The organism is Faecalibacterium sp. PGM34, from assembly GCF_054456555.1.
Genome location: NZ_CM136898.1, coordinates 1578568 through 1597940, shown reverse-complemented (window position 1 = coordinate 1597940; position 19373 = coordinate 1578568). Strand labels below are relative to the sequence as shown.

Sequence of the window (19373 nt, the reverse complement as noted above, 5' to 3'; positions counted from 1 at the left end):
TCAGAAGGTCTTAAAGACCCATCTCGAAGCGGAGCTGCTGTTCAGCATTTGCCAGTTCATCATCCAGATTGGAGCCGTTGACGGTGTTGATGATAGCAGTGATCAGGTAAACGCCAGCGCGGAAGTGGTAATCGCTCTGCTCGATCACAGGAACATGAGAACCCATCTCAACGATCTGCTTGTAAATCGGCTCATTATTGAAGAACTCAACGCCCTCGTTGTAAACATCGGAGTCTGCACACTTCAGAACCGTGGTGACAACGCCGCCGTCACGAAGGGCGTTATCATAGGTCTGGGTGCTGCCGCCGAAGGTGTATGCGAGGAAGGACTTTGCCAGATCAACATTGCCGCAGTTGGCAGTGATGTACAGGCCGCAGCCGCCATTGGAGGCATAGCCCTCACCGCCGTCCAGCGTAGGAATAGTAGTGATCTCCCACTTGCCGGAGTTCTCGGTGACAGCTTCCATGGTGGGGATGATCCAGTTGCCGTTCAGCACACCGGCGACCATGTCACCCTGAATGCTCTGGTCGATGTAGTCGCTCCAGCTGTTTGCCAGATAGCAGGCCTTGCGCTTGCCCATATCCACGATGGTCTCGCAGACACGATGCAGCGTTTCGTTCTCGGTGATCCAAGGCTCTCCGTCCTTGAACTCAGCAACGCCCTCAGACTGCATCATCATGTAGACCAGATCGCCGCCGTCTGCGCTGGTGGAGAACAGGTATTTGCCTGTCTTTGCGTAGACCTGCTCACCAATATCGGTCAGATCGGACCACTTAATTCCGGTCATATCGTCCACGGTCTTGCCGACTTCAGCCAGCAGGTCGGTACGGTATGCAAAGATAACGGTGCTGTTGTCCACGGGAACACCGTAATGGACGCCGTCCACGATGGAGTAAGACAGCTTTTCCTTGCTGAAGCCGTCCCAGTCAATGTCTGCGCCCTCCACGGGAACAAAGGCATCCGGGTAGTCGGCAACATAACGCTGGATGTAGTGATCCTGGAACTGCACGATGTCGGGCAGATTGGAATAATCGTGTGCGGAACCTGCCAGCGTGATGGCATTCTCAATGTCACCGCCGCCGGACTGCTCGATCACTTCCAGTTCAAACTCCGGGTCAACATTCTCCTTGTAGTCTGCGGCAGCAGCGTTCAGAGCCGGGATATTGAAATTCTTATCCCATGCGTAGGCAGTCAGCTTGTGGCCACCGGGCTGAGAACCGCCAACACTTGCACTGCCGGAAGCAGCGGTGGAAGAACCAGAGCTGCCACCGCAAGCGGTCAGGGCTGCAGCTGCACCTGCAGCAGCCATAACGGACAGAAATGCGCGACGCGAGATCTTTTTCATAATGCCTTCTCCTTCATTCATGAAACCTTAAAAAAGTTGACGAATCCGAGAAATTTGAAGAAAGAATCGAACGCATTCACAAGTTGAACAATTCTTTTCTTCAAACCCTCGTTTGTTGTAGTCATTGTAACAGGTTCTGCGGTTGAAATGCGGGTGCATCCAATCAAAAAACACGCAGATTCAATCAGAATCCGGCCGTGTTTCTGCGCGTAAAACGATGACTTCGTCAGCTTGACCAAAGAAGAAAAGTTTTCTTCGACACAATGCCAAAAAGTCTTTCTCTTATGGATCGGATGGATGCTTCCATCCTTTCTTGGCAGAGATCTTCTTGTCCAATACTCGACCACGGTAGTCGTTGTTGTTTTTCTTATACTGGTATGGAGAAACACCCATGATCTTCTGAAAATTGCGGTTGAAGGAGGAAACATCCTGATATCCGACCCGCAGAGCAACCTCCGTCATGGGATAATTGGTGGAATTGAGCAGTTCATAGGCTTTCTGGATTCGTACCATCGTCAGATATTCAACTGGCGACATATTGAGATATTCTTTGAACTTACGGCGCAGCTGCGCCTCGCTCAAGGAACAGATGGACGCAAGATCTTCCCCGGAGATTGGATTCATATAGTGCATCCCGATGTATTCAATAGCGGGCATGATCTGCTGCAGTCCAACGGTCATGGGGCGGATATGGGTTTTCTTCTCCGTATAGCTGCGGGTGATCAGGAGCAGCAGCGATGTCATAAGATTCTGTTCCACGGCTTTATGGTACTCATGCTTCGTCTGGCATTCGTTCAGCACCATGGTAATAAGCCGTTCCAGTTCTACTGCATCCTCTTGCGGAAGGCATAGAGCCTCACTGGAGAGCCGATGCAGAACAGATTCTACAAACAGAGGGTCGTTTGGAAAGGCACTGTTCAGGATTCCGGCAGGATCAAAGAAGAGATATTCCCATGAGTTCAGGCTTTTATCACGGCTCAAAGTTGTGTGCAGACAGTTTGCGGGAACCACTGTAACTGCACCATCGGTATAGTCGATGCGCCGATCTTCCAGAACCATGAGACCCTGTCCCCAGCGGCAGATACCGATCTCCATAACATTGTGGAAATGGACATCCTCGGCATAGGTGCCATAGGTGCAGACCCAGTCCTCTCCTGTAATGGCCTGCACCAGTTCGCCTTCCGGCAGCTCATAGTAGCGGTAGGTGATCCTTGGCTTATTTGCTTCCTTGTTAGGTTTCATATACTTCTTTCTCCACACAATATAAGGCGTTACGCAGGACGCTGTACCTATTATAGAGGCTTCTGCCGGAAAGTATATGGAGACAATACAACAAAATATGCACAAAATCACTGGAATTTGTCAAAAGTGTTTACGGAGAAAGGTCAGCTTATTATAATAAACGTGCAGATTTCTACCTCTGGCTGTGTTTTATGCGTCTGCGGAGAGAAAACAGTTCTTCCTCGAAAAGAGATACCTAAAAATACACAGGATACCACTGTAAATTTTTCGTAAATAACGGGAGATACCACTTGACCTTGTCAAATGAGTGCGCTATACTGCTGTGCGTTCTTCCTCAAAAAGGTGGGAGCCGGTCATAAGAACAGTTTTAACTTGGTGACCTTGTAGAAGAACTGCCTGTTTTCGTGCCATTGCTGGAACGGGCAGGCGTAACCAGCTTCCATATGACCTTGGCGAACCATTCGGCGTTGGAAAATACGATTCCTCCTGCAAACCACCCGTACTTTGGTCATCCCGGTTGTTTCCTCAAGTTCTGCAACGAAGTGCGTCAGTATACCGATCTCCCCATTTGCGGGGTGGGCGGCTTGAACGACCCGGATTTTGTGGAGCAACAGCTTTTCGATGGACATATCCAGTGCGCCGCCATGAGCCGCCAGCTTCTGGCAGACCCAGATTGGGTGAACAAGCTGAAAAATGGGCAGGCAAAACAGATATACCGCTGCGTCCGCTGCAACAAAAAATGTCTGGGCGGGCTGATGGCACATCAGGGAACCCGCTGCGCTTATGATGCTTTGCGAGAAAAAGAAACCCAAAAGGCATAAGCATAGTTGCACCCGTTGTAAGTGAGAACGATTTGCAAAAAAGAAAGGGCTACAAGATGCTGATTGAAAATGCGATCCACAGCCAACAAGTCTATGACCCCACGGATGATTCCATCATGGCAGAGCAGGAGCTTTGCATGGAGCGGCTGTATGATTACAATCATACCCGCCCTTCCGAACACGCAAAACGGGAGCAGCTTTTGAAAGAAATGCTTGCAGAGTGCGGCGCAGGCTGCTGGATCGAGCCGCCATTTCATGCCAATTGGGGCGGAAAGCACGTTCACATGGACGATTATGTCTATGCCAACTTCGGGTTGACCTGCGTGGATGATACCCATATCTACATCGGGGAGCATACCATGATCGGCCCGAACTGTGTCCTTGCAACCGCAAACCACCCGATCCTGCCGGAACTGCGTGAGAAAGCATACCAGTACAATCTGCCCATCCGCATCGGACGCAACTGCTGGTTGGGTGCTGGCGTGATCGTGGTGCCGGGTGTTACCATTGGGGATAATACGGTGATCGGTGCGGGAAGCGTTGTGACAAAGGACATTCCTGCTAACGTAGTGGCGGTAGGAAATCCATGCCATGTGCTGCGCCCCATCAGCGAACACGACAAAGAGTATTTCTATCGGGATCGAAAAATCAACTGGGAAACGTTGTAACCAAAGAGAGCTAACAGCTCCAATGGAAAAGTTATGAGTTACGCAATCGTATTCAGCAGCAAAACAGGAAACACGGAATTACTGGCAGACACACTGCACAGCTGCCTGCCGCAGGCAGAGTGCTGTTATTTTGGCAACCCGAACCCTGCCGCCATGGAAGCGGACACTCTTTATGTGGGCTTCTGGACGGACAAGGGAAAAGCAGATGAAAGCACTTCGGACTTTTTGAAGCAGTTGCGGGGAAAACAGGTGTTTTTGTTTGGTACCGCTGGTTTTGGCGGCAGCGAAGAATATTTTAACAAGATCCTGAAAGCTGTGCAGAAAGATCTGCACAGCAGCAACATGGTGATCGGCAGCTTCATGTGTCAGGGAAAGATGCCGATGTCGGTACGCCAGCGGTATGAGAACATGAAAAAACAGCCGCTTCATCTGCCCAATCTGAACGCAATGATCGAGAATTTCGACAAGGCTCTTTCTCACCCGGATGCAGATGATCTGGAGCGGCTGAAACAGGCTGTGAAATAAGATGGGTTTTATGGATGTGTTCATCGGTTTGAACTTTGACACACTCCGTATCCCTATAAGAGACATCTCTAAAATAACGGCACATCGAAAATCGAATACGGCACGATAGACGGCAGCGTTCTCATTTTCGCTTTTGCAAAATCAGAACGCTGCTTTTTTGTGCCATCATTTGTGCTATCATCAGAAAAGCGGAAAGTTCCTGCTCCGCAGCATTTTCTGGCTGTGGCATACCATATCCGATTCATACGAATCAATTGGAGGCAACTGTGTTGTTTTCTGTGTACTTAACTGTCCTTGAAGATAAAAGCGAAGAAGAACAATTTATAGACGCTTATAATACCTACAAGCGGCTGGTCTATCATACAGCTTACAAGGAGGTCTCGTTATGTTAGAGCATTTTTTTAAATCGTTAGTTGCAACAGTTTCTGACCCTTACCAATGCAATCGCATCACGGATGCGTTGGCGGCAGCTGGAATTAAATTCTATTGTAAATCCAAAGATGTCAATCGGCATAACACATTTGATCAAGTAAGAATTGGAACCCTCGGCATAAAACCGCAGTATGTCACAGAGGTGTTTGTGGACAAAGAAAATGCTGATATGGCTCTGCACATTATACATACCCTGTCATAAGCCCAGAGTTCCCCTGCGAACAAAAACATTCCGATATAAAAAGGACGCTGCCGCCTCTGGAAAGGACGCTGCCGCCTCTGGGTGAGAGGTTGCAGCATCCTTTTGGTATCAGATGGCGAATGGTCTGTCAGATTGGACGGCTCCCAATGAATGAGATTTTAGCTTGCATTTTCCTGTTCGTCAAGAATGCGCCAGCCGTTCATCAGGTCTGAATTTTCCATAATAAAGGTGTGGGCAGTATCCTGTCCCCACGAGTTGTCGTATTTCAGCATCAGATAATCGCTCAACTCGGTTCGATTTTTGAACTTCAACAAGCGATACGGCTCCTGAAAAGCAACCTTTTCGACAAAATACACCACATCCGATGTGGGAAGCATAACGCCGACATGACCGATCATAAGAGAATTGTCCGTTTCAGAGAATTGGTCGTGCAGGACTACGGAGACGAGACGGATCTTACCATCTTCCACGAAGGAGAGACCGCGTTTCTTCCATTCCTGCTGAATCGTTTTCAAATGGGTAGGAATATCGGTCGTATTGGTGGTTTTAACCGGGGCGAACAGCGCATCAAACTTTTGCCGTTCGTCGCCGCAAAGGGATTCCGGGTCAGAATCCAGTGTTTCATAGTCCATAAACAGGGTATCCTCGGCTGAGTCAAGGTCTGCCTTGCCCGTGACAGTGATAAAATCACCGAACAGCCCACAAGCGGTAATCCGACAGTTCCAGCCGGGGAAGGTGTCATATTTTTCCGTCCATGCGTCCTGCATGGAGTAAGGATCGTATTTCAGATCCGAAGGCTTGGCATTTTTAAACCCTGTGGTGAGCCATGCCGGGTCCACAGCATTGTTGAACTTTTGCACATGATCAAAGAAGGTCTGTATCCGCAGGTCGGATACGCCGGCATCCTGCAAAAGCTTGGAAAGAAGATCCTGTGTATCCAAATCTGCTAAATTGGAGTATTCGATTTGCTGAAGGACGGGCTGAGAGGTTTTTTGAGTGCAGCCCACTGCCAGAAACGCACTGCAAAATAGTGCAGCGGTGCAGACAAGAAAAGTTCGACGTTTCAAAAATGGTCACCTCGTTGTGTGTTTCGGAAAGTTTCTTTGAGTGCCGGAGTCTCAACCATAAGCGAAGAGAGCAACGCCGTTGGTCTCGTAACGAATGGTATCACAGATAAACAAAGAAAATCAATGACTTCTGTCGTATTTGACCATATATAATGTTGCAGTATCCATATCCCATACGGCTAACGCCCATTTGGGGAAAGACAATGCGGCAGTTTTCTGAACGATTTTCTTCATGTCGGACACAACAGGAGTATACCCAAGTTGGAATAAGAATTTTCCGTTTTTTCCGAACGGAAGGTTCAAATCGCTTTCCAGATAGACGGAGGATACCAACTTGCGAAGCGCGGCACGGCAATCCCATAGATTTCCCCATGCTGCAGTGGGAGTTTGAAGAAAAGCCTCGTCCACATTATAATAGGCCGTAATCGTGATGTGCGTGAGGCTTTCCGCTGTATAAGATTTGAAGAGCCAGGAAGATCCATATGGCATCTTTTCTAGACCGATTTCACATAGATAATGCTGCTCTTCTGAGATGTGCTTCTTCTTTTTCATACATTCTTTCGCTTGTATAATGCCGGGCAGATGTTCTTCGGCGGGGCTTCTTCTAAGGCAACACCAAGACCCACACGATTGTGTCGTGTGGGTCTTAGTGTCTTATGGGTCGAGAGAGCAGGAACTGTTCTCAATTATTCATTGCTGCACGAAACTGTTTGTTTGCTTCTTCAACTTTCAGACGAGACAGAATGAAGGTGATGATGGCATCCAGAGCAAACGGAATCACCAGATACATGATCTTCAGCATATTGATGCAGGAATCCGGCTGAACGGTCAGAGCGCTGTCAAAATGGCTTGCTGCCAGCAGCCAGCCGGTGATGGCAGTACCCAGACCGCCGCCCAGCTTCACACCGAGAGAAGTGCAGGAGTACATCGTTCCGTCCACACGCTTGTGCTTCGTCAGCCAAGTGTACTCGGAGCAGGCTGCGATCACGGCGTTCATGTCGCCCTGCCAAGTGACCCTGACCCAGAGCAGCGATTGCGGTAAAGAGCAGCATCAGGGGAACATTACCGCTGCCCATATAACCTGCCACAGCGACCAGTGCACGGGCAACGGTTGCCAGAGTATAGCTCATGACGTTCAGCTTGTACATTCCACTCCATTTGGCAACCAGCGTCGGGGTGAATACCAGAGCGATGATCAGAGGAATATTGACTGCCCAAGAGAACACGCCAAACAGATTCTGGTTGCCGAGAATGTAGGTTGCATAGTAGGTGCCCATGCTGATCATGGCACCGTAGATCTGCTGCAAAATGTAGGTGACGCAAATCATCATATAATATTTGTTACCAGCAAGCAGCTTTGCAGCCTGAACCAGATTGTACTTTTCGTCCTGCTCGATTTCCTTTTTGTCGGTGGTATCCACCAATTCGCCTTCCGGCAGTTCCTTCACGGAGAAAACGGAGAGGGTGTTGACAAGCAGACCGATGATAGCGTAGATGATTGCCACAGTGCGCCAACCGGCAGCACCACCGCCCAATGCCGTAACAGCACCCAGCGTGATGGACTGGATGAGCAGGCTGGTGGCAAAGGCGAACATGAAGCGGTAAGAACCCATCTCGACCTGCTCTGCGCTGTTCTTGGTCACAAGAGCGGTCAGGGCGGAATAAGCGATGTTGTTGGCGGTGTAGAACACGGCGTTCAGCAGCGTGTACGCAATCAGGAACCATGCGTACTGTGCAAACTGACCGAGGTTCGTGGGAATTGCAAAAATAGCCACCAGCGTGATGGCACAGCCGATATAGCCGTACAGCATCCAAGGACGGGCTTTGCCCATCTTAGAATGCGTTTTGTCAATCAAAGAGCCAAAGAAGATATCCGTTACACCATCCAGCAGCTTGGAGACTGCGATCAGGGTGCCGACGATGCCGGGGTTCAAACCAACCGTGTTGGTCAGATAGATCATTACAAAGGATGACAGGAATGCGTATACCACGTTGCCTGCAATATCACCCGAACCATAGCCAACTTTGTTGTACCATTTCAAATATCGCTTTTCCGTCATTTTCCGATTCTCCTCATTTACTTCGATTTTACAAGGCTTACGCTTTTTCGGCAAAATGTCAAATTCTCTTGCGTTTTGTATGAAAGTATTATAAAGTTTATATTGACAAAATCATATTGAAAAAATGGAACAAAGTATGCACAAAATCACACAGTTTGTGGAAATCAAACAGAACGCATTCCGATTCCGGCGAAGTCTTTAAGAAAGAAGATGGTATTGAGATGTATTTCAACTCTGGCTACTTAAATAACTCTCGTCTTGATTTCAAGGATTACACAAAACCGTTGGTGGTAGGAAGCTGCGGCACCTACCGTCTGAAAAAGCGTCCCATGCTGCCGACATACTGGAAGAAGGGCCGCAGAGACTATCAGATCTTATATGTGGCATCGGGCAAGGCGCATTTCTGGTTTAATGGAATCGAGGAAATCGTTGACTCCGGCCACATGGTTCTTTACAAGCCCAAAGAGGTTCAAAAGTACGTTTACTATGTTGAAGATCACCCGGAGGTGTTCTGGATTCATTTTACTGGCTATGACGTTAAGAACATTCTGGAGTACCATGGCATCTCTTTGAATCAGCACGTCTTTTACAGTGGAACCCTACCGGAGTATAAGATGTCGTTCCGAAAAATTATTCGGGAACTTCAGCAATGCGAATACGGGTATGAAGATTACATCGCTTCGTTGTTCAACAACATTCTGTTGCTTGTCAGCCGCCAGCAGCAGAACGGCGAAAACTATACCGTGACGATCCCCGAAGAAATTGAGATGGCGGTTTCTTATTTTAACGAAAACTACAATACGAAGATCAGCGTGGCGCAGTATGCCGAATCGCTACATATCAGTACGAACTGGTTCATTCGTAATTTCAAACAGCACATGAAGATAAGTCCGGCGCAGTACCTTCTCTCCTTGCGGATGGTCAACGCACAGAGCTTGTTGGAAAATACCGATTACAGTGTCGGTGAAATCGCTGAGATCGTTGGGTACGATAACCAGCTTTACTTTAGCCGGGTGTTCAAAAAAGAGTATGGCATCAGTCCAGTACAGTATAGGAAAAGAGCAGAAAACCAAAGTGCGGCACCGATAGAATCTGATGTCGGAGAAATCACCTGTGAAAATTAAAGCGGGCGTTTTACGGTACGCAGTGCCAGCAAGCAATGTTTTCGTCTATACAAAAACACTTTTTGCGTTGCAAAATGCTTGTTGGGGAAGTGCCCCAAACCCCTTTGTTCTGCATTTTCCAATGCAGGCTACGCATCCCGATGGGACGCTTTTTACCCGGTGATGTTCTCCGGGTCGTTGAGGACTTGCATGAGGTGAGAAGCAGCTTCTGCCAGAGAAGCATACTTCATCTGTTCCGGGACAGGCGCATCCAGAAGCGTAATGTCCCATTCCTGCATACAGTCCGCAAGCTCTTTCTGCGCCAGCAGTGCAGCCTCCCGGCGCATTTCCGGGGAAGTGTTTCTGTCCAGAACGTAGGCAGTATGAAATCTGCCGTTGCGTTCCTCCGTCAATTGCACCATGGATTCGTGGTCAATCCAGAAACGGCAGAATCAGAGCCTGCCACCGATGTTTTCCATGTTATGGCGGAGATCTTCTTCACCGCTCCATTGCGGCACTTCGGAGAGAATGCTCTGCAACTGCTCATACGACTGCTGTTCGGCAGGGGTGACTTTCATACAGCGGTATTCCCTCTGGATGGTGCGCTGCCAGTACAACGTCAGCTTGCCCTGTTTTGCTTGCTCGATTGCATCCTGAATATCAGCTAAAATGCTGTACTGTGGTTCTCTCATTTTGACACCCCAAAATCAACTCTTTAGGAAATAATACATCCTATAAGGACGATTATAGCCGAAAGGAATGTAAAAGAAAAGCGCACCGGCTAAATTTCAGCCGATGCGCTTGTAAAGTTTACGGTTTATTCCTCGTTTGTGAGGTAAGGGAGATTGCTGATATAGGTGTCCAGCAAATCGAGGGCTGCTTTTTTCTGGATGGGAGTCAAACCTTCCAGCCGCTTGCGGATCTCATCGTCGGTCACATGGGATGCACTGGGAACCAGATCACACAACAATGTGTCTGCGGAAATATTCAGAGCGTTCAGAAGTTTAACAATGGTGGCAAGGCCGGGTTCCTTTAAGCCGCGCTCTACCATGCCGATATAGTTGGAGGAAAGCTCGGATTTTTCCGCAAGTTGTTCCAGCGTCAACCCATGCTTTATACGCTGCTCCCGCAGTCTCTGTCCAAAAAGCTCTTTCATAGTGCAACCTCATCCTATCGTGTTCTTTACACTCCATAGGATACCTGTTGGTCGCGCCAACATACACAATCGAAAGAGATGAATCATTCCGTTAAAGATTAAACCGACGAAAAAAGATTGCCGAGTGCCGACCTCTTGCGGTCAGCTCTCGGCAATCTTTTCTTATCGAACTTGCTTGTTCTCCTATGCTGGCTTTTGTGGTGCTTTTTTGTTTTACCTGCCGTTTACCTTAACGACCCCTTTCGTGAAAAATGCGTTTGGAGCACTCCGCAGAGTGCGACAAACGCAAAATATAAATCATCTTTCCTCTGATCATGGTCAGAGCAGAGCGGAGACCATTTCAAATCGTTTTGCCCCAAAAGAGATTTACCCTTGTGGTCAGGGGCATCTTATACTATGCTTAAATAAGATACGGATCTTGGCACACTAAGGAAGGAAAGGCAGCGCATCATGAAGCGACGGACGTTTTTGGCCCTTGCGGCGGCAGTACCCGGCCTGTGGCTGACAGGCTGCGGCGGCAGTAAGACCCTGCTCTCGCCCAAGGGTCCCACCATGGTCAGCATCTGGCACGTCTACGGCGAGCAGACCGATTCGCCCATGAACCGTCTGCTGACCGAGTTCAACGATACGGTTGGCAAGGAAAAGGGCGTTCTGCTCAACGTGACCAACATGACCAACAGCGCCGTGATCGGCAGCCAGCTGCAGGAGGCGCAGTCCGGCAAACCCGGCGCGCTGGATCTGCCGGATCTGTTCTCGGCGCACCCCGCCGACGCCGAGGCGCTGGGCGTGGAAAAACTTGTGGATTGGAATGACTGGTTCTCTGCCGAGGAGATGGCGGCTTATGTGCCCGGTTTTGTACAGGACGGGGTGATTGCAGGAAAGCAGATCGTGTTCCCGGTGTCCAAATCCACCCAGCTGCTCTTTTTAAACGGCTCTCAGTACGCCCGCTTTGCGGCAGATACCGGGGCGCAGCTGGAGAAGCTGGATACATGGGACGGCTTTTTTGAGATGGCTGCCGCCTACCGACAGTGGTCGCAGGGCAAGCCCTTCTGTGCGCTGGACTACCCCTTCCCCCAGCAGAGCTACCAGCGGCTGTGCGATGTCTACAACCAGATGCGTGCCGAGGACACGCCTCTGTCTGAGCCCGCCATGGTGGGCTACCATGCCCGCGCCAAGGTGCTTTACGACCAGCTGCGCCAGCGCCAGAAGCAGTACCCCCAGCGGCTTACGGACGGGGAAGCACTGGATGCGCTGGCCGAGGAGACATGGCAACTGCTGTGCGCGGACATCTGACCTGCGCACCCGCCGGAAAGGAGGAGCATAAATGAGACTGTTTGCCCGGCACCGCGCGGAGATGCCTTCGCGCGCGCCCAGTCACCGGCTGCTGTGGGCCGGCCTGCTGCTGGCGCTGCTGTTGCTGCTCACCTTTGGCGCAGCTCTGTTTTTGTTCATCAGTCTGCACAACACCAAAAAAGATACGGTGCGCAGCCTTAAGATCCAGTATGCCGTGTTCCAGAACGATATGGAGCGGTATTTTGACCAGCTTGCCGTTATGGGCATCAACCTTTCTGAGGACATGAGTGACCTTGTGGAGCAGCAGCTTGCCGCGCAGGGCATGACCTCCTTCCGCCAGCTGAGCGATGCCCCGGAGGCGCTGACCACCTTGCCGGAGCCGAGCAGTCCCGCGCCGGGCTGTATGTGCAGAAAAGCGGGGCCGACACCCCCACCGTGCCCCTGCTGCTGTACCGCGGCAGCGCAGAGGTGGGCAAGCGCTACGGCGTAATGCCCCACCGCAAGTGGCGCATGGAGTTCCAGACCAACCAGTTTCCGGACTACACCCGCTGGATGATCCCCAGTGATGCACCGCTGTACCAGTGCTCTGCACTGACAGGGCGGTTCCCCATGCCCGGCACCTCAGAGGACATCCAGTTCTTTCTGCTGCCGCTGCGCGGTGCGGACGGCACCATGTACGGTCTGTGCGGCTTTGAGATCAGCGAGAGCTACTTTAAAACCAAATTCCCGCAGCCTTCCGGCTTTGCCCACCTGAGCTGTCTGGTGGCTCCGGTGGGCACCGGTCTGGACGCCGATGCCGCCCTGAGCAGCGGCACCACCGATGGCTACTACCATGTGCCCCGGGGGCCGCTGGTGCTGCGCCCTATGGGCAGCGGCCTGACCCAGTTCACCGGCTCAGACTGCACCTATGTGGGCATCAGTAAAAACTGTGCCCTGAACGAAAACAATGCCTGTCAGCTGGCGGTGTGCATCCCCCAAAGCGATTATCAGCACTGGGTATTCGCCGGCAGCTTGCAGATGATCCTGACCGGTCTGCTGCTGGCCTTTTTTGTGACCATCAGCTGCGTCACCTTCCACCGGCGCATCCTTACGCCCACTCTGCGGCAGATCGAAGAGGAAAGCCGGGTCTTCCGGCAGCGCATGGACGAGCTGCAGCAGGAGCGCCAGCAGATGCAGAACGACCTTACCCGGCTGGCAGATGCCTGCAAAAACGATGCTGAGACCTTGGATTTTGAGCATTTCACAGACGGCCTGCCCAAGCTGACCAAGACTGAGCGCCGCATCTTTGACTGCTATGCCGCCAGGATGCGCTCGCGGAAGATCATGGAGCAGCTGGAGATCAAGGACAGCACCCTGCGCTTCCATAACCGGAACATCTACACAAAGCTTGGCATCAATTCCCTCAAGCAGTTACAGCAATGTATCGCCGTCCTCCATTCTGACGGAACCGGCACTGCGCTGCCGGAGCCGCCCCATGAAGCGGCAGAGCCGGAGAACAAAGAGGATGAGCTTCCCATGACGGACTGAACCGAATGAACAAAAAAGCGTTTGTCGCTGCCCGCAGGCCGCGACAAACGCTTTTTATTTTACTGTGCGCCCAAGCGCATTTTGAAGTCCTGATAGCCGAAGTGAACCAGCTCCCGGCAATTACCGTCTGCGCCCAGCAGCCAGATAGGCGGCAGGGGCATCCCGTTGAAGGTGTTGTTCTTGCAGGTGGTGTAGATAGCCATATCGCCGAAAATGAGCTTATCACCCTCAGCAAGGGGTGCGTCAAAGCTGTAATCCCCGATGATATCCCCCGCAAGGCAGGTAGGGCCGCCCAAGCGGACGGTGCACGCCTTTTCCCCTGCCTCACCGGCGTCCAGCAGCGGCGGGCGGTAGGGCATCTCGATGACGTCCGGGGTGTGGCAGGCTGCGGACATATCCAGAATGGCAAGGCTGGTATCCCCGTTGCGCAGGGCATCCAGCACGGTGGTGACCAGATAGCCCGCGTTCAGCGCCCAAGCCTCGCCGGGCTCCAGATACACCTGCACGCCGTACTTCTGCCGCACCGAGAGGATACAGCTTTCCAGCGTAGCAAGGGCGTAACCCGGGCGGGTGATGTGGTGTCCCCCGCCGAAATTGAGCCACTGCATCCTAGGCAGCAGGTCTGCAAACTTTTCCTCCACCGCTGCCAGCGTCACCGCCAGCGCGTCCGCATCCTGCTCACACAGGGTGTGGAAGTGCAGACCGTCCAGCAGAGCGGGCAGCTCCGGGTGCTCTGCCACGGCGGCGTCCCACTGGGCGCGGGTAGTGCCCAGACGGCTGCCGGGTGCGCAGGGGTCATAAATTTCATGACCCTCCTGCGTGGAGCACTCCGGGTTGATGCGCAGACCGATGCTTTTGCCCGCGGCTTTTGCCGCCGGGCCGAATTTTGCCAGCTGGCTGGGCGAGTTGAACACGATATGGTCGGCGTATTGCAGCAACTGGGCAAACTCATCTGCCCGGTAGGCGGCGCAGAACACATGGTTTTCCTTCTCCGGCAGCTCTTCCCTGCCCAAACGGCTCTCGTACAGGCCGCTGGCCTCGGTACCGGCCAGATAGGGTGCCAGCACCGGGTAGACGTTGAAGTTGGAAAAAGCCTTCTGCGCCAGCAGAATGCGGCAGCCGGTGCGCTGCTGCACCCCCAGCAGGATCTCACCGTTGCGGCGCAGCTGGGCTTCGTCCAGCAGGTAGCAGGGGGTGGGCAGGCGGTACAGCTGCTCCTCGGACAGGTTTGCCAGCCCCGCAAAGGGCGGGCGGTTGTCGCGCACCCGCATCAGTCCACCAGAGCCGGGTTATGGCTCTCGGAGCGGGGCAGGCCGTACTTATCCAGTGCATCCAGATACGGATCGGGATCAAACTCCTCAACAGTATGCACACCCTTGGTGGTCCACTTGCCGGTAAGCAGCATCAGTGCGCCACACATGGCCGGCACGCCGGTGGTGTAGCTGATGGCCTGACTGCCCACTTCTTTGTAGCACTCCTGATGGTCGCAGACGTTGTAGATATAGTAGGTCTTATCCTTGCCGTCCTTTTTGCCGGTAAAGATGCAGCCGATGTTTGTCTTGCCCTTGGTGCGGGGGCCAAGGCTGGCGGGGTCCGGCAGCAGAGCCTTGAGGAACTGGATGGGCACGATCTCCTGTCCGTTGAAGTTGACAGGGGTGGTGGACAGCATGCCCACGTCCTCCAGACAGCGCATGTGATCCAGATAACTCTGGCCAAAGGTCATGAAGAAGCGGATGCGCTTTGCCTCCGGGATATTCTTTGCCAGAGACTCGATCTCCTCGTGGTGCAGCAGATACATATCCTTGTCGCCCACCTGATCGAAGTTGTACTCCCGCTTGATGCTCATGGCCGGGATCTCCACCCAGTGGCCATTCTCCCAGTAGCTGCCGGGTGCGGACACCTCACGCAGGTTGATTTCGGGGTTGAAGTTGGTGGCAAAGGCATAGCCGTGGTCGCCGCCGTTGCAGTCCAGGATATCGATGGTGTCAATGGTATCGAACTCGTGCTTTTTGGCGTAGGCGCAGTATGCCTGCGTCACACCCGGGTCAAAGCCGCTGCCCAGCAGGGCGGTCAGACCGGCTTCCTCGAACTTTTTGGCGTAGGCCCACTGCCAGCTGTAATCAAAGTAGGCAGAGAAGCCGGCCTCCTTGCAGCGCTTCTCATAGATGGCGCGCCATTCCGGGTCGTCGGTGTTCTCGGGCTCGTAGTTGGCGGTATCCATGTAGTTGACGCCGCAGGCAAGGCAGGCGTCCATAATGGTCAGATCCTGATAAGGCAGGGCGATGTTCATCACGAGGTCGGGCTGGTAAGCCTTGATCAGAGCGATGACCTCTTCCACCTTGTCTGCATCCACCTGTGCGGTGGTGATCTTGGTGGCGGTTGTGGGAGCCAGCTCGGCAGCCAGCTTATCGCACTTTGCCTTGGTACGGCTGGCGATGCAGATCTCGGTGAACACCTCGGGCACCTGGCAGCACTTATGGATGGCAACGGAGGCCACGCCGCCGCAGCCTATGATCAGAACTTTGCTCATGTCGGTTACTCCTTTATCTGTAAAATGGGGTTATTTATACCTGAAAGCCCGGCCAGCCCTTGTCCAGCGCGATCAGGGTCTCGCGCAGCACCTTGCAGGCGGTGGCGGTGGAAACGCCGGTGGTGTCCAGCGTAGGGGCAAGCTCGTTCAGGTCTGCGCCGATGATATTAGCCTTGGTCACGGTGCGGATGGCATCCAGCAGCTGCAAAAAGCTTACGCCGCCAGCCTCCGGGGTACCGGTACCCGGGAAGCAGGAGGGGTCAAGGCAGTCCAGATCGATGGTCAGGTACACCGGTACCTTGCTCTCGCACAGCTGTGCGGTCAGCTCGGCAAGGCCGGTAAAATCAAACTTGTGCATCTCGGTGTGCTGGGCAGCAAACTCGAACTCTGCCCGGTCTCCGCTGCGGATGCAGAACTGATGGATGCGGCCGTCCCCTACCAGCTCGTGGCAGCGGCGCAGCACACAGGCGTGGCTGAGCTTAGCGCCCAGATAGTCGTCCCGCAGATCGGCGTGGGCATCGAAGTGGACGATGTGCAGGTCGGGGTATTTCTTCACCGCAGCCCGCACCGCACCCAGCGTGACCAGATGCTCGCCGCCCAGCAGCAGCGGGAATTTGCCGTCCTTCAAAATTTCCTCTGCCCGAGCCTCGATATCAGCCAGCGCCAGCTCGCTGGAGCCGAAGCACAGCTCCAGATCACCGCTGTCGAACACGTCAAAATCGGTCAAATCGGCGTTCTGGTAAGGGCTGTAAGTCTCCAGACCGTAGCTCTCGTGCCGGATGGCCGCCGGGCCAAACCGTGCACCGGGGCGGTAGCTGGTGGTGGAATCGTAAGGTGCACCGTACAGCACGATGCTGGCGGCGCGGTAGCTGCTGTCGCAGCCGATAAAGTTCTCAACGTTGGGGTGCATCAGTGTTCCTCCACTTCCCGCAGCATCTCCTCCAGAAAAGCCGGCAGATAGAATGCTCCGATATGCAGTTTTGTGGTGTAGTAGCGGGTGCGCATATTCAGCGCCTTCCACGACTCCGCATCAAGATCATCAATGGGATGATATTTTTTGCTTGCGAAGCCGAACAGCCAGTAGCCCGCCGCAAAGGTGGGGATATGTGCCTGATAGACCCGGCTGATGGGGAAGGTGGATGCGATGCGCTTGTGGCTGCGCTGCATGGCACTGGCATCTTCGGCGTAGAAGGGGCTGCCCTGCTGGTTGACCATGATGCCGTCCTCTTTCAGGGCGTTGAAGCAGCTGCCATAGAACTCGCGGGTGAACAGACCCTCGGAGGGGCCAAAGGGATCGGAGGAGTCCACGATGATGAGGTCGTATTCTTCCTCGCAGCGGCGGATATACTTCAGGGCGTTCTCAAAGTAGATATGCACCCGGCGGTCATCCATACGGCAGGCATTGCCGGGCAGATAGGCGCGGCAGGCTTCCACCACCTGCGGGTCCATCTCCACAAGGTCGATGCGCTCCACGCGGTCGTAGCGGGTCAGCTCCCGCACCACGCCGCCGTCTCCGGCACCGATGACCAGAATATCCTTGGCCTCCTTGTGCACCGCCATGGGCACATGGACGATCATTTCATCGTAGATGAATTCGTCGCGCTCGGTCAGCATCACGTTGCCGTCCAGCGTGAGCACCCGGCCGAACTCCGGGGTCTCAAAGATATCGATGCGCTGGTAATCGCTCTGCTTGGAGTAGAGCTGCTTGTTCACACGGATGCTGTGCTTCACATCCGGGGTGTGAAACTCTGAAAACCAAAATTCCATCCCTTTCCCTCCTTATGCCAGAACATTCAGGTGCAAAATTTCGGGGTCCTCCTGGCCGGTCATGCTGCAGCCTTTGGCCTTGGCGTACTCGATGTAGTTCAGGATCTCCTTGGTGATGCGCTCGCCGGGTGCAAGGATGGGGATGCCCGGGGGATAGCACATGACGAACTCGCTGCACACCATGCCCTCGGTCTCCCGCAGGGGCAGGCTCTTTTTGGGGGCGTAGAAGGCCTCCTGCGGGCTGGCAGCCACCACGGGGTCGATGTATTCCTGGCTCAGCAGCCCCGAGCCGTCAGTGCGGTAGCGGCGCTTGATCTCGGCCAGAGCACTGACCAGACGCTCCACCTCCTGCGGGCGGTCGCCGATGGAAAGATAGGCAAGGATGTTGCCGATATCGCCGAACTCGATCTGGATGTCGTACTCGTCCCGCAGGATGTCGTAGACCTCGATGCCCGCAAGGCCGATATCCAGCGTGTGGACGCTGAGCTTGGTGGTGTCAAAGTCAAAGACAGAGTTGCCGTTGCACAGCTCCTTGCCAAAGGCGTAGTAGCCGCCTACGGCGTTGATCTCCTCGCGGGCATACTCGGCAATGTCTGCCACCTGATGGAACACCTGCCGTCCCCGCAGCGCCAGATTGCGGCGGGAAATATCCAGACTAGACATCAGCAGGTAGCTGCCGGAGGTGGTCTGGGTCAGGTTGATGATCTGGCGCACATAGCCCGGGTGCACGTTAGGACCGATGAGCAGCAGGCTGGACTGGGTCAAACTGCCGCCGCTCTTGTGCATGGACACCGAGGCCATATCCGCGCCCGCCGCCATGGCAGACACCGGCAGACCGCCGCCAAAGTAGAAGTGGGTGCCATGGGCTTCATCCGCAAGGCAGAGCATCCCGGCATCGTGCGCCATTTTTACGATGGCACGCAGGTCGGAGCAGATGCCGTAGTAGGTGGGGTTATTCACCAGCACAGCCACGGCTTTGGGGTGCTCCTTGATGGCCTTGGCCACCTGCTCCCGCTTCATGCCCAGCGAGATGCCCAGGCGCTTATCCACCTCCGGGTTCACATACACCGGCACAGCGCCGCACAGCACCAGCGCGTTCAGCACGCTGCGGTGCACGTTGCGGGGCAGAATGATCTCATCGCCCCGCTTGCAGACGGTAAGCACCATGCTCTGCACGCTGCTGGTGGTGCCGCCCACCATTAAAAAGGCGTGTGCCGCGCCAAAGGCATCGGCGGCAAGTTCCTCGGCTTCCCGGATGACCGACACCGGGTGGCAAAGGTTATCCAGCGGCTTCATACTGTTCACGTCCACGCCCACGCACTGCTGACCCAGAAAAGCGGTCAGCTCCGGGTTGCCGCGGCCCCGCTTATGGCCGGGCACGTCAAAAGGCACCACCCGCATCTGCCGGAACCGCTCCAGCGCCTCGTAAATGGGCGCACGGCGCTGATCCAGCCGGGAACGCGCTTTGTTCTCGTTCATCTTTTCCTCCGTCCCTGTTCTCTTTTTGCACAACAAAAAAGCGCAGGCACTGCACAAATATGCAGACCTGCGCTTGGAAAAGCTTTTTCCGCGCTGACAAAGCACCCAGCCGTAAGTGCCGGTGCTGCGCGTTATTCTCGATCCAAAAAGACGGGG

At 53.7% G+C, this 19373-nt stretch carries 20 protein-coding genes and 1 pseudogene; 8 read left to right on the top strand and 13 right to left on the bottom strand.

Going from position 1 to position 19373, the window contains the following annotated elements:
* Positions 1-10: 10 nt before the first annotated feature.
* On the bottom strand, positions 11-1345 hold the full coding sequence (locus ACXPUX_RS07520; protein WP_437444013.1) for an ABC transporter substrate-binding protein: 1335 nt from the start codon (positions 1343-1345) through the stop codon (positions 11-13).
* Positions 1346-1627: 282 nt separating this feature from the next.
* Positions 1628-2587 carry a helix-turn-helix domain-containing protein gene (locus ACXPUX_RS07515; protein ID WP_458827766.1) on the bottom strand — a complete coding sequence of 320 codons (960 nt, stop codon included), beginning with the start codon at positions 2585-2587 and terminating at the stop codon, positions 1628-1630.
* Between the two features lie 404 nt (positions 2588-2991).
* Between ACXPUX_RS07515 and ACXPUX_RS07510 the strand changes: the two genes are divergently transcribed.
* The 4 genes from ACXPUX_RS07510 to ACXPUX_RS07495 all read left to right on the top strand — a co-directional run bounded on the left by ACXPUX_RS07510 (position 2992) and on the right by ACXPUX_RS07495 (position 5235).
* The gene (locus ACXPUX_RS07510; RefSeq protein WP_458827765.1) at positions 2992-3408 is read left to right on the top strand and encodes an oxidoreductase; all 417 of its coding nucleotides are present in this window, start codon (positions 2992-2994) and stop codon (positions 3406-3408) included.
* Positions 3409-3464: 56 nt separating this feature from the next.
* Positions 3465-4076: a sugar O-acetyltransferase gene (locus ACXPUX_RS07505; RefSeq protein ID WP_458827764.1), complete on the top strand. Its 612-nt coding sequence runs from the start codon at positions 3465-3467 to the stop codon at positions 4074-4076.
* 33 nt (positions 4077-4109) lie between these two features.
* A complete protein-coding gene (gene bilS, locus ACXPUX_RS07500) occupies positions 4110-4601 on the top strand; it encodes a flavodoxin family protein BilS (RefSeq protein WP_458827763.1) in 492 nt (163 codons plus the stop codon).
* Between the two features lie 385 nt (positions 4602-4986).
* On the top strand, positions 4987-5235 hold the full coding sequence (locus tag ACXPUX_RS07495) for a putative signal transducing protein (protein WP_458827762.1): 249 nt from the start codon (positions 4987-4989) through the stop codon (positions 5233-5235).
* A 158-nt stretch (positions 5236-5393) separates the two neighbouring features.
* Here the strand turns inward: ACXPUX_RS07495 and ACXPUX_RS07490 are convergent, their stop codons facing one another.
* From ACXPUX_RS07490 to ACXPUX_RS07480, 3 genes and pseudogenes are all read right to left on the bottom strand, one after another.
* Entirely contained in the window at positions 5394-6302 is a 909-nt protein-coding gene (locus ACXPUX_RS07490; protein WP_458827761.1) for a DUF4300 family protein, read from the bottom strand.
* Positions 6303-6422: 120 nt separating this feature from the next.
* Positions 6423-6854, bottom strand: coding sequence for a hypothetical protein (locus ACXPUX_RS07485; RefSeq protein ID WP_458827760.1), 432 nt, complete (start codon positions 6852-6854; stop codon positions 6423-6425).
* Positions 6855-6984: 130 nt separating this feature from the next.
* A pseudogene (locus tag ACXPUX_RS07480) lies at positions 6985-8362 on the bottom strand (MFS transporter).
* A 221-nt stretch (positions 8363-8583) separates the two neighbouring features.
* Here ACXPUX_RS07480 and ACXPUX_RS07475 point away from each other — a divergent pair.
* Positions 8584-9486, top strand: a complete 903-nt coding sequence (locus ACXPUX_RS07475) for a helix-turn-helix domain-containing protein (RefSeq protein WP_437444000.1) — start codon at positions 8584-8586, stop codon at positions 9484-9486.
* A gap of 152 nt (positions 9487-9638) precedes the next feature.
* Here the strand turns inward: ACXPUX_RS07475 and ACXPUX_RS07470 are convergent, their stop codons facing one another.
* The 3 genes from ACXPUX_RS07470 to ACXPUX_RS07460 all read right to left on the bottom strand — a co-directional run bounded on the left by ACXPUX_RS07470 (position 9639) and on the right by ACXPUX_RS07460 (position 10621).
* The gene (locus ACXPUX_RS07470) at positions 9639-9887 is read right to left on the bottom strand and encodes a hypothetical protein (protein WP_458827759.1); all 249 of its coding nucleotides are present in this window, start codon (positions 9885-9887) and stop codon (positions 9639-9641) included.
* Positions 9888-9917: 30 nt separating this feature from the next.
* Positions 9918-10157, bottom strand: coding sequence for a hypothetical protein (locus ACXPUX_RS07465; protein ID WP_458827758.1), 240 nt, complete (start codon positions 10155-10157; stop codon positions 9918-9920).
* Positions 10158-10282: 125 nt separating this feature from the next.
* A complete protein-coding gene (locus ACXPUX_RS07460) occupies positions 10283-10621 on the bottom strand; it encodes a helix-turn-helix domain-containing protein (protein ID WP_055191373.1) in 339 nt (112 codons plus the stop codon).
* A 450-nt stretch (positions 10622-11071) separates the two neighbouring features.
* On the opposite strand from ACXPUX_RS07460, the gene ACXPUX_RS07455 reads away from it, so the two are divergent.
* From ACXPUX_RS07455 to ACXPUX_RS07445, 3 genes are read left to right on the top strand one after another with little or no spacing between them, the layout of a single operon-like run.
* Positions 11072-11914, top strand: coding sequence for an extracellular solute-binding protein (locus ACXPUX_RS07455; protein WP_458827757.1), 843 nt, complete (start codon positions 11072-11074; stop codon positions 11912-11914).
* A gap of 31 nt (positions 11915-11945) precedes the next feature.
* Complete coding sequence (locus tag ACXPUX_RS07450; protein ID WP_458827756.1) at positions 11946-12404, top strand: hypothetical protein; 459 nt, start codon at positions 11946-11948, stop codon at positions 12402-12404.
* Complete coding sequence (locus tag ACXPUX_RS07445) at positions 12320-13441, top strand: helix-turn-helix transcriptional regulator (protein ID WP_458827755.1); 1122 nt, start codon at positions 12320-12322, stop codon at positions 13439-13441. The genes ACXPUX_RS07450 and ACXPUX_RS07445 overlap by 85 nt, the downstream gene beginning before the upstream one ends.
* Positions 13442-13500: 59 nt before the next feature.
* Here the strand turns inward: ACXPUX_RS07445 and ACXPUX_RS07440 are convergent, their stop codons facing one another.
* From ACXPUX_RS07440 to ACXPUX_RS07420, 5 genes are read right to left on the bottom strand one after another with little or no spacing between them, the layout of a single operon-like run.
* A complete protein-coding gene (locus ACXPUX_RS07440) occupies positions 13501-14712 on the bottom strand; it encodes a carboxynorspermidine decarboxylase (RefSeq protein ID WP_458827754.1) in 1212 nt (403 codons plus the stop codon).
* Entirely contained in the window at positions 14712-15971 is a 1260-nt protein-coding gene (locus ACXPUX_RS07435) for a saccharopine dehydrogenase family protein (protein ID WP_015537820.1), read from the bottom strand. The genes ACXPUX_RS07440 and ACXPUX_RS07435 overlap by 1 nt, the downstream gene beginning before the upstream one ends.
* A 34-nt stretch (positions 15972-16005) precedes the next feature.
* Positions 16006-16881 carry an agmatinase gene (gene speB, locus ACXPUX_RS07430; RefSeq protein ID WP_112090275.1) on the bottom strand — a complete coding sequence of 292 codons (876 nt, stop codon included), beginning with the start codon at positions 16879-16881 and terminating at the stop codon, positions 16006-16008.
* Positions 16881-17738, bottom strand: a complete 858-nt coding sequence (gene speE, locus ACXPUX_RS07425; protein WP_055186663.1) for a polyamine aminopropyltransferase — start codon at positions 17736-17738, stop codon at positions 16881-16883. Before speE ends, speB begins: the two co-directional genes overlap by 1 nt.
* 12 nt (positions 17739-17750) lie before the next feature.
* A complete protein-coding gene (locus ACXPUX_RS07420; RefSeq protein WP_458827753.1) occupies positions 17751-19217 on the bottom strand; it encodes an aminotransferase class I/II-fold pyridoxal phosphate-dependent enzyme in 1467 nt (488 codons plus the stop codon).
* Between the last annotated feature and the right edge of the window lie 156 nt (positions 19218-19373).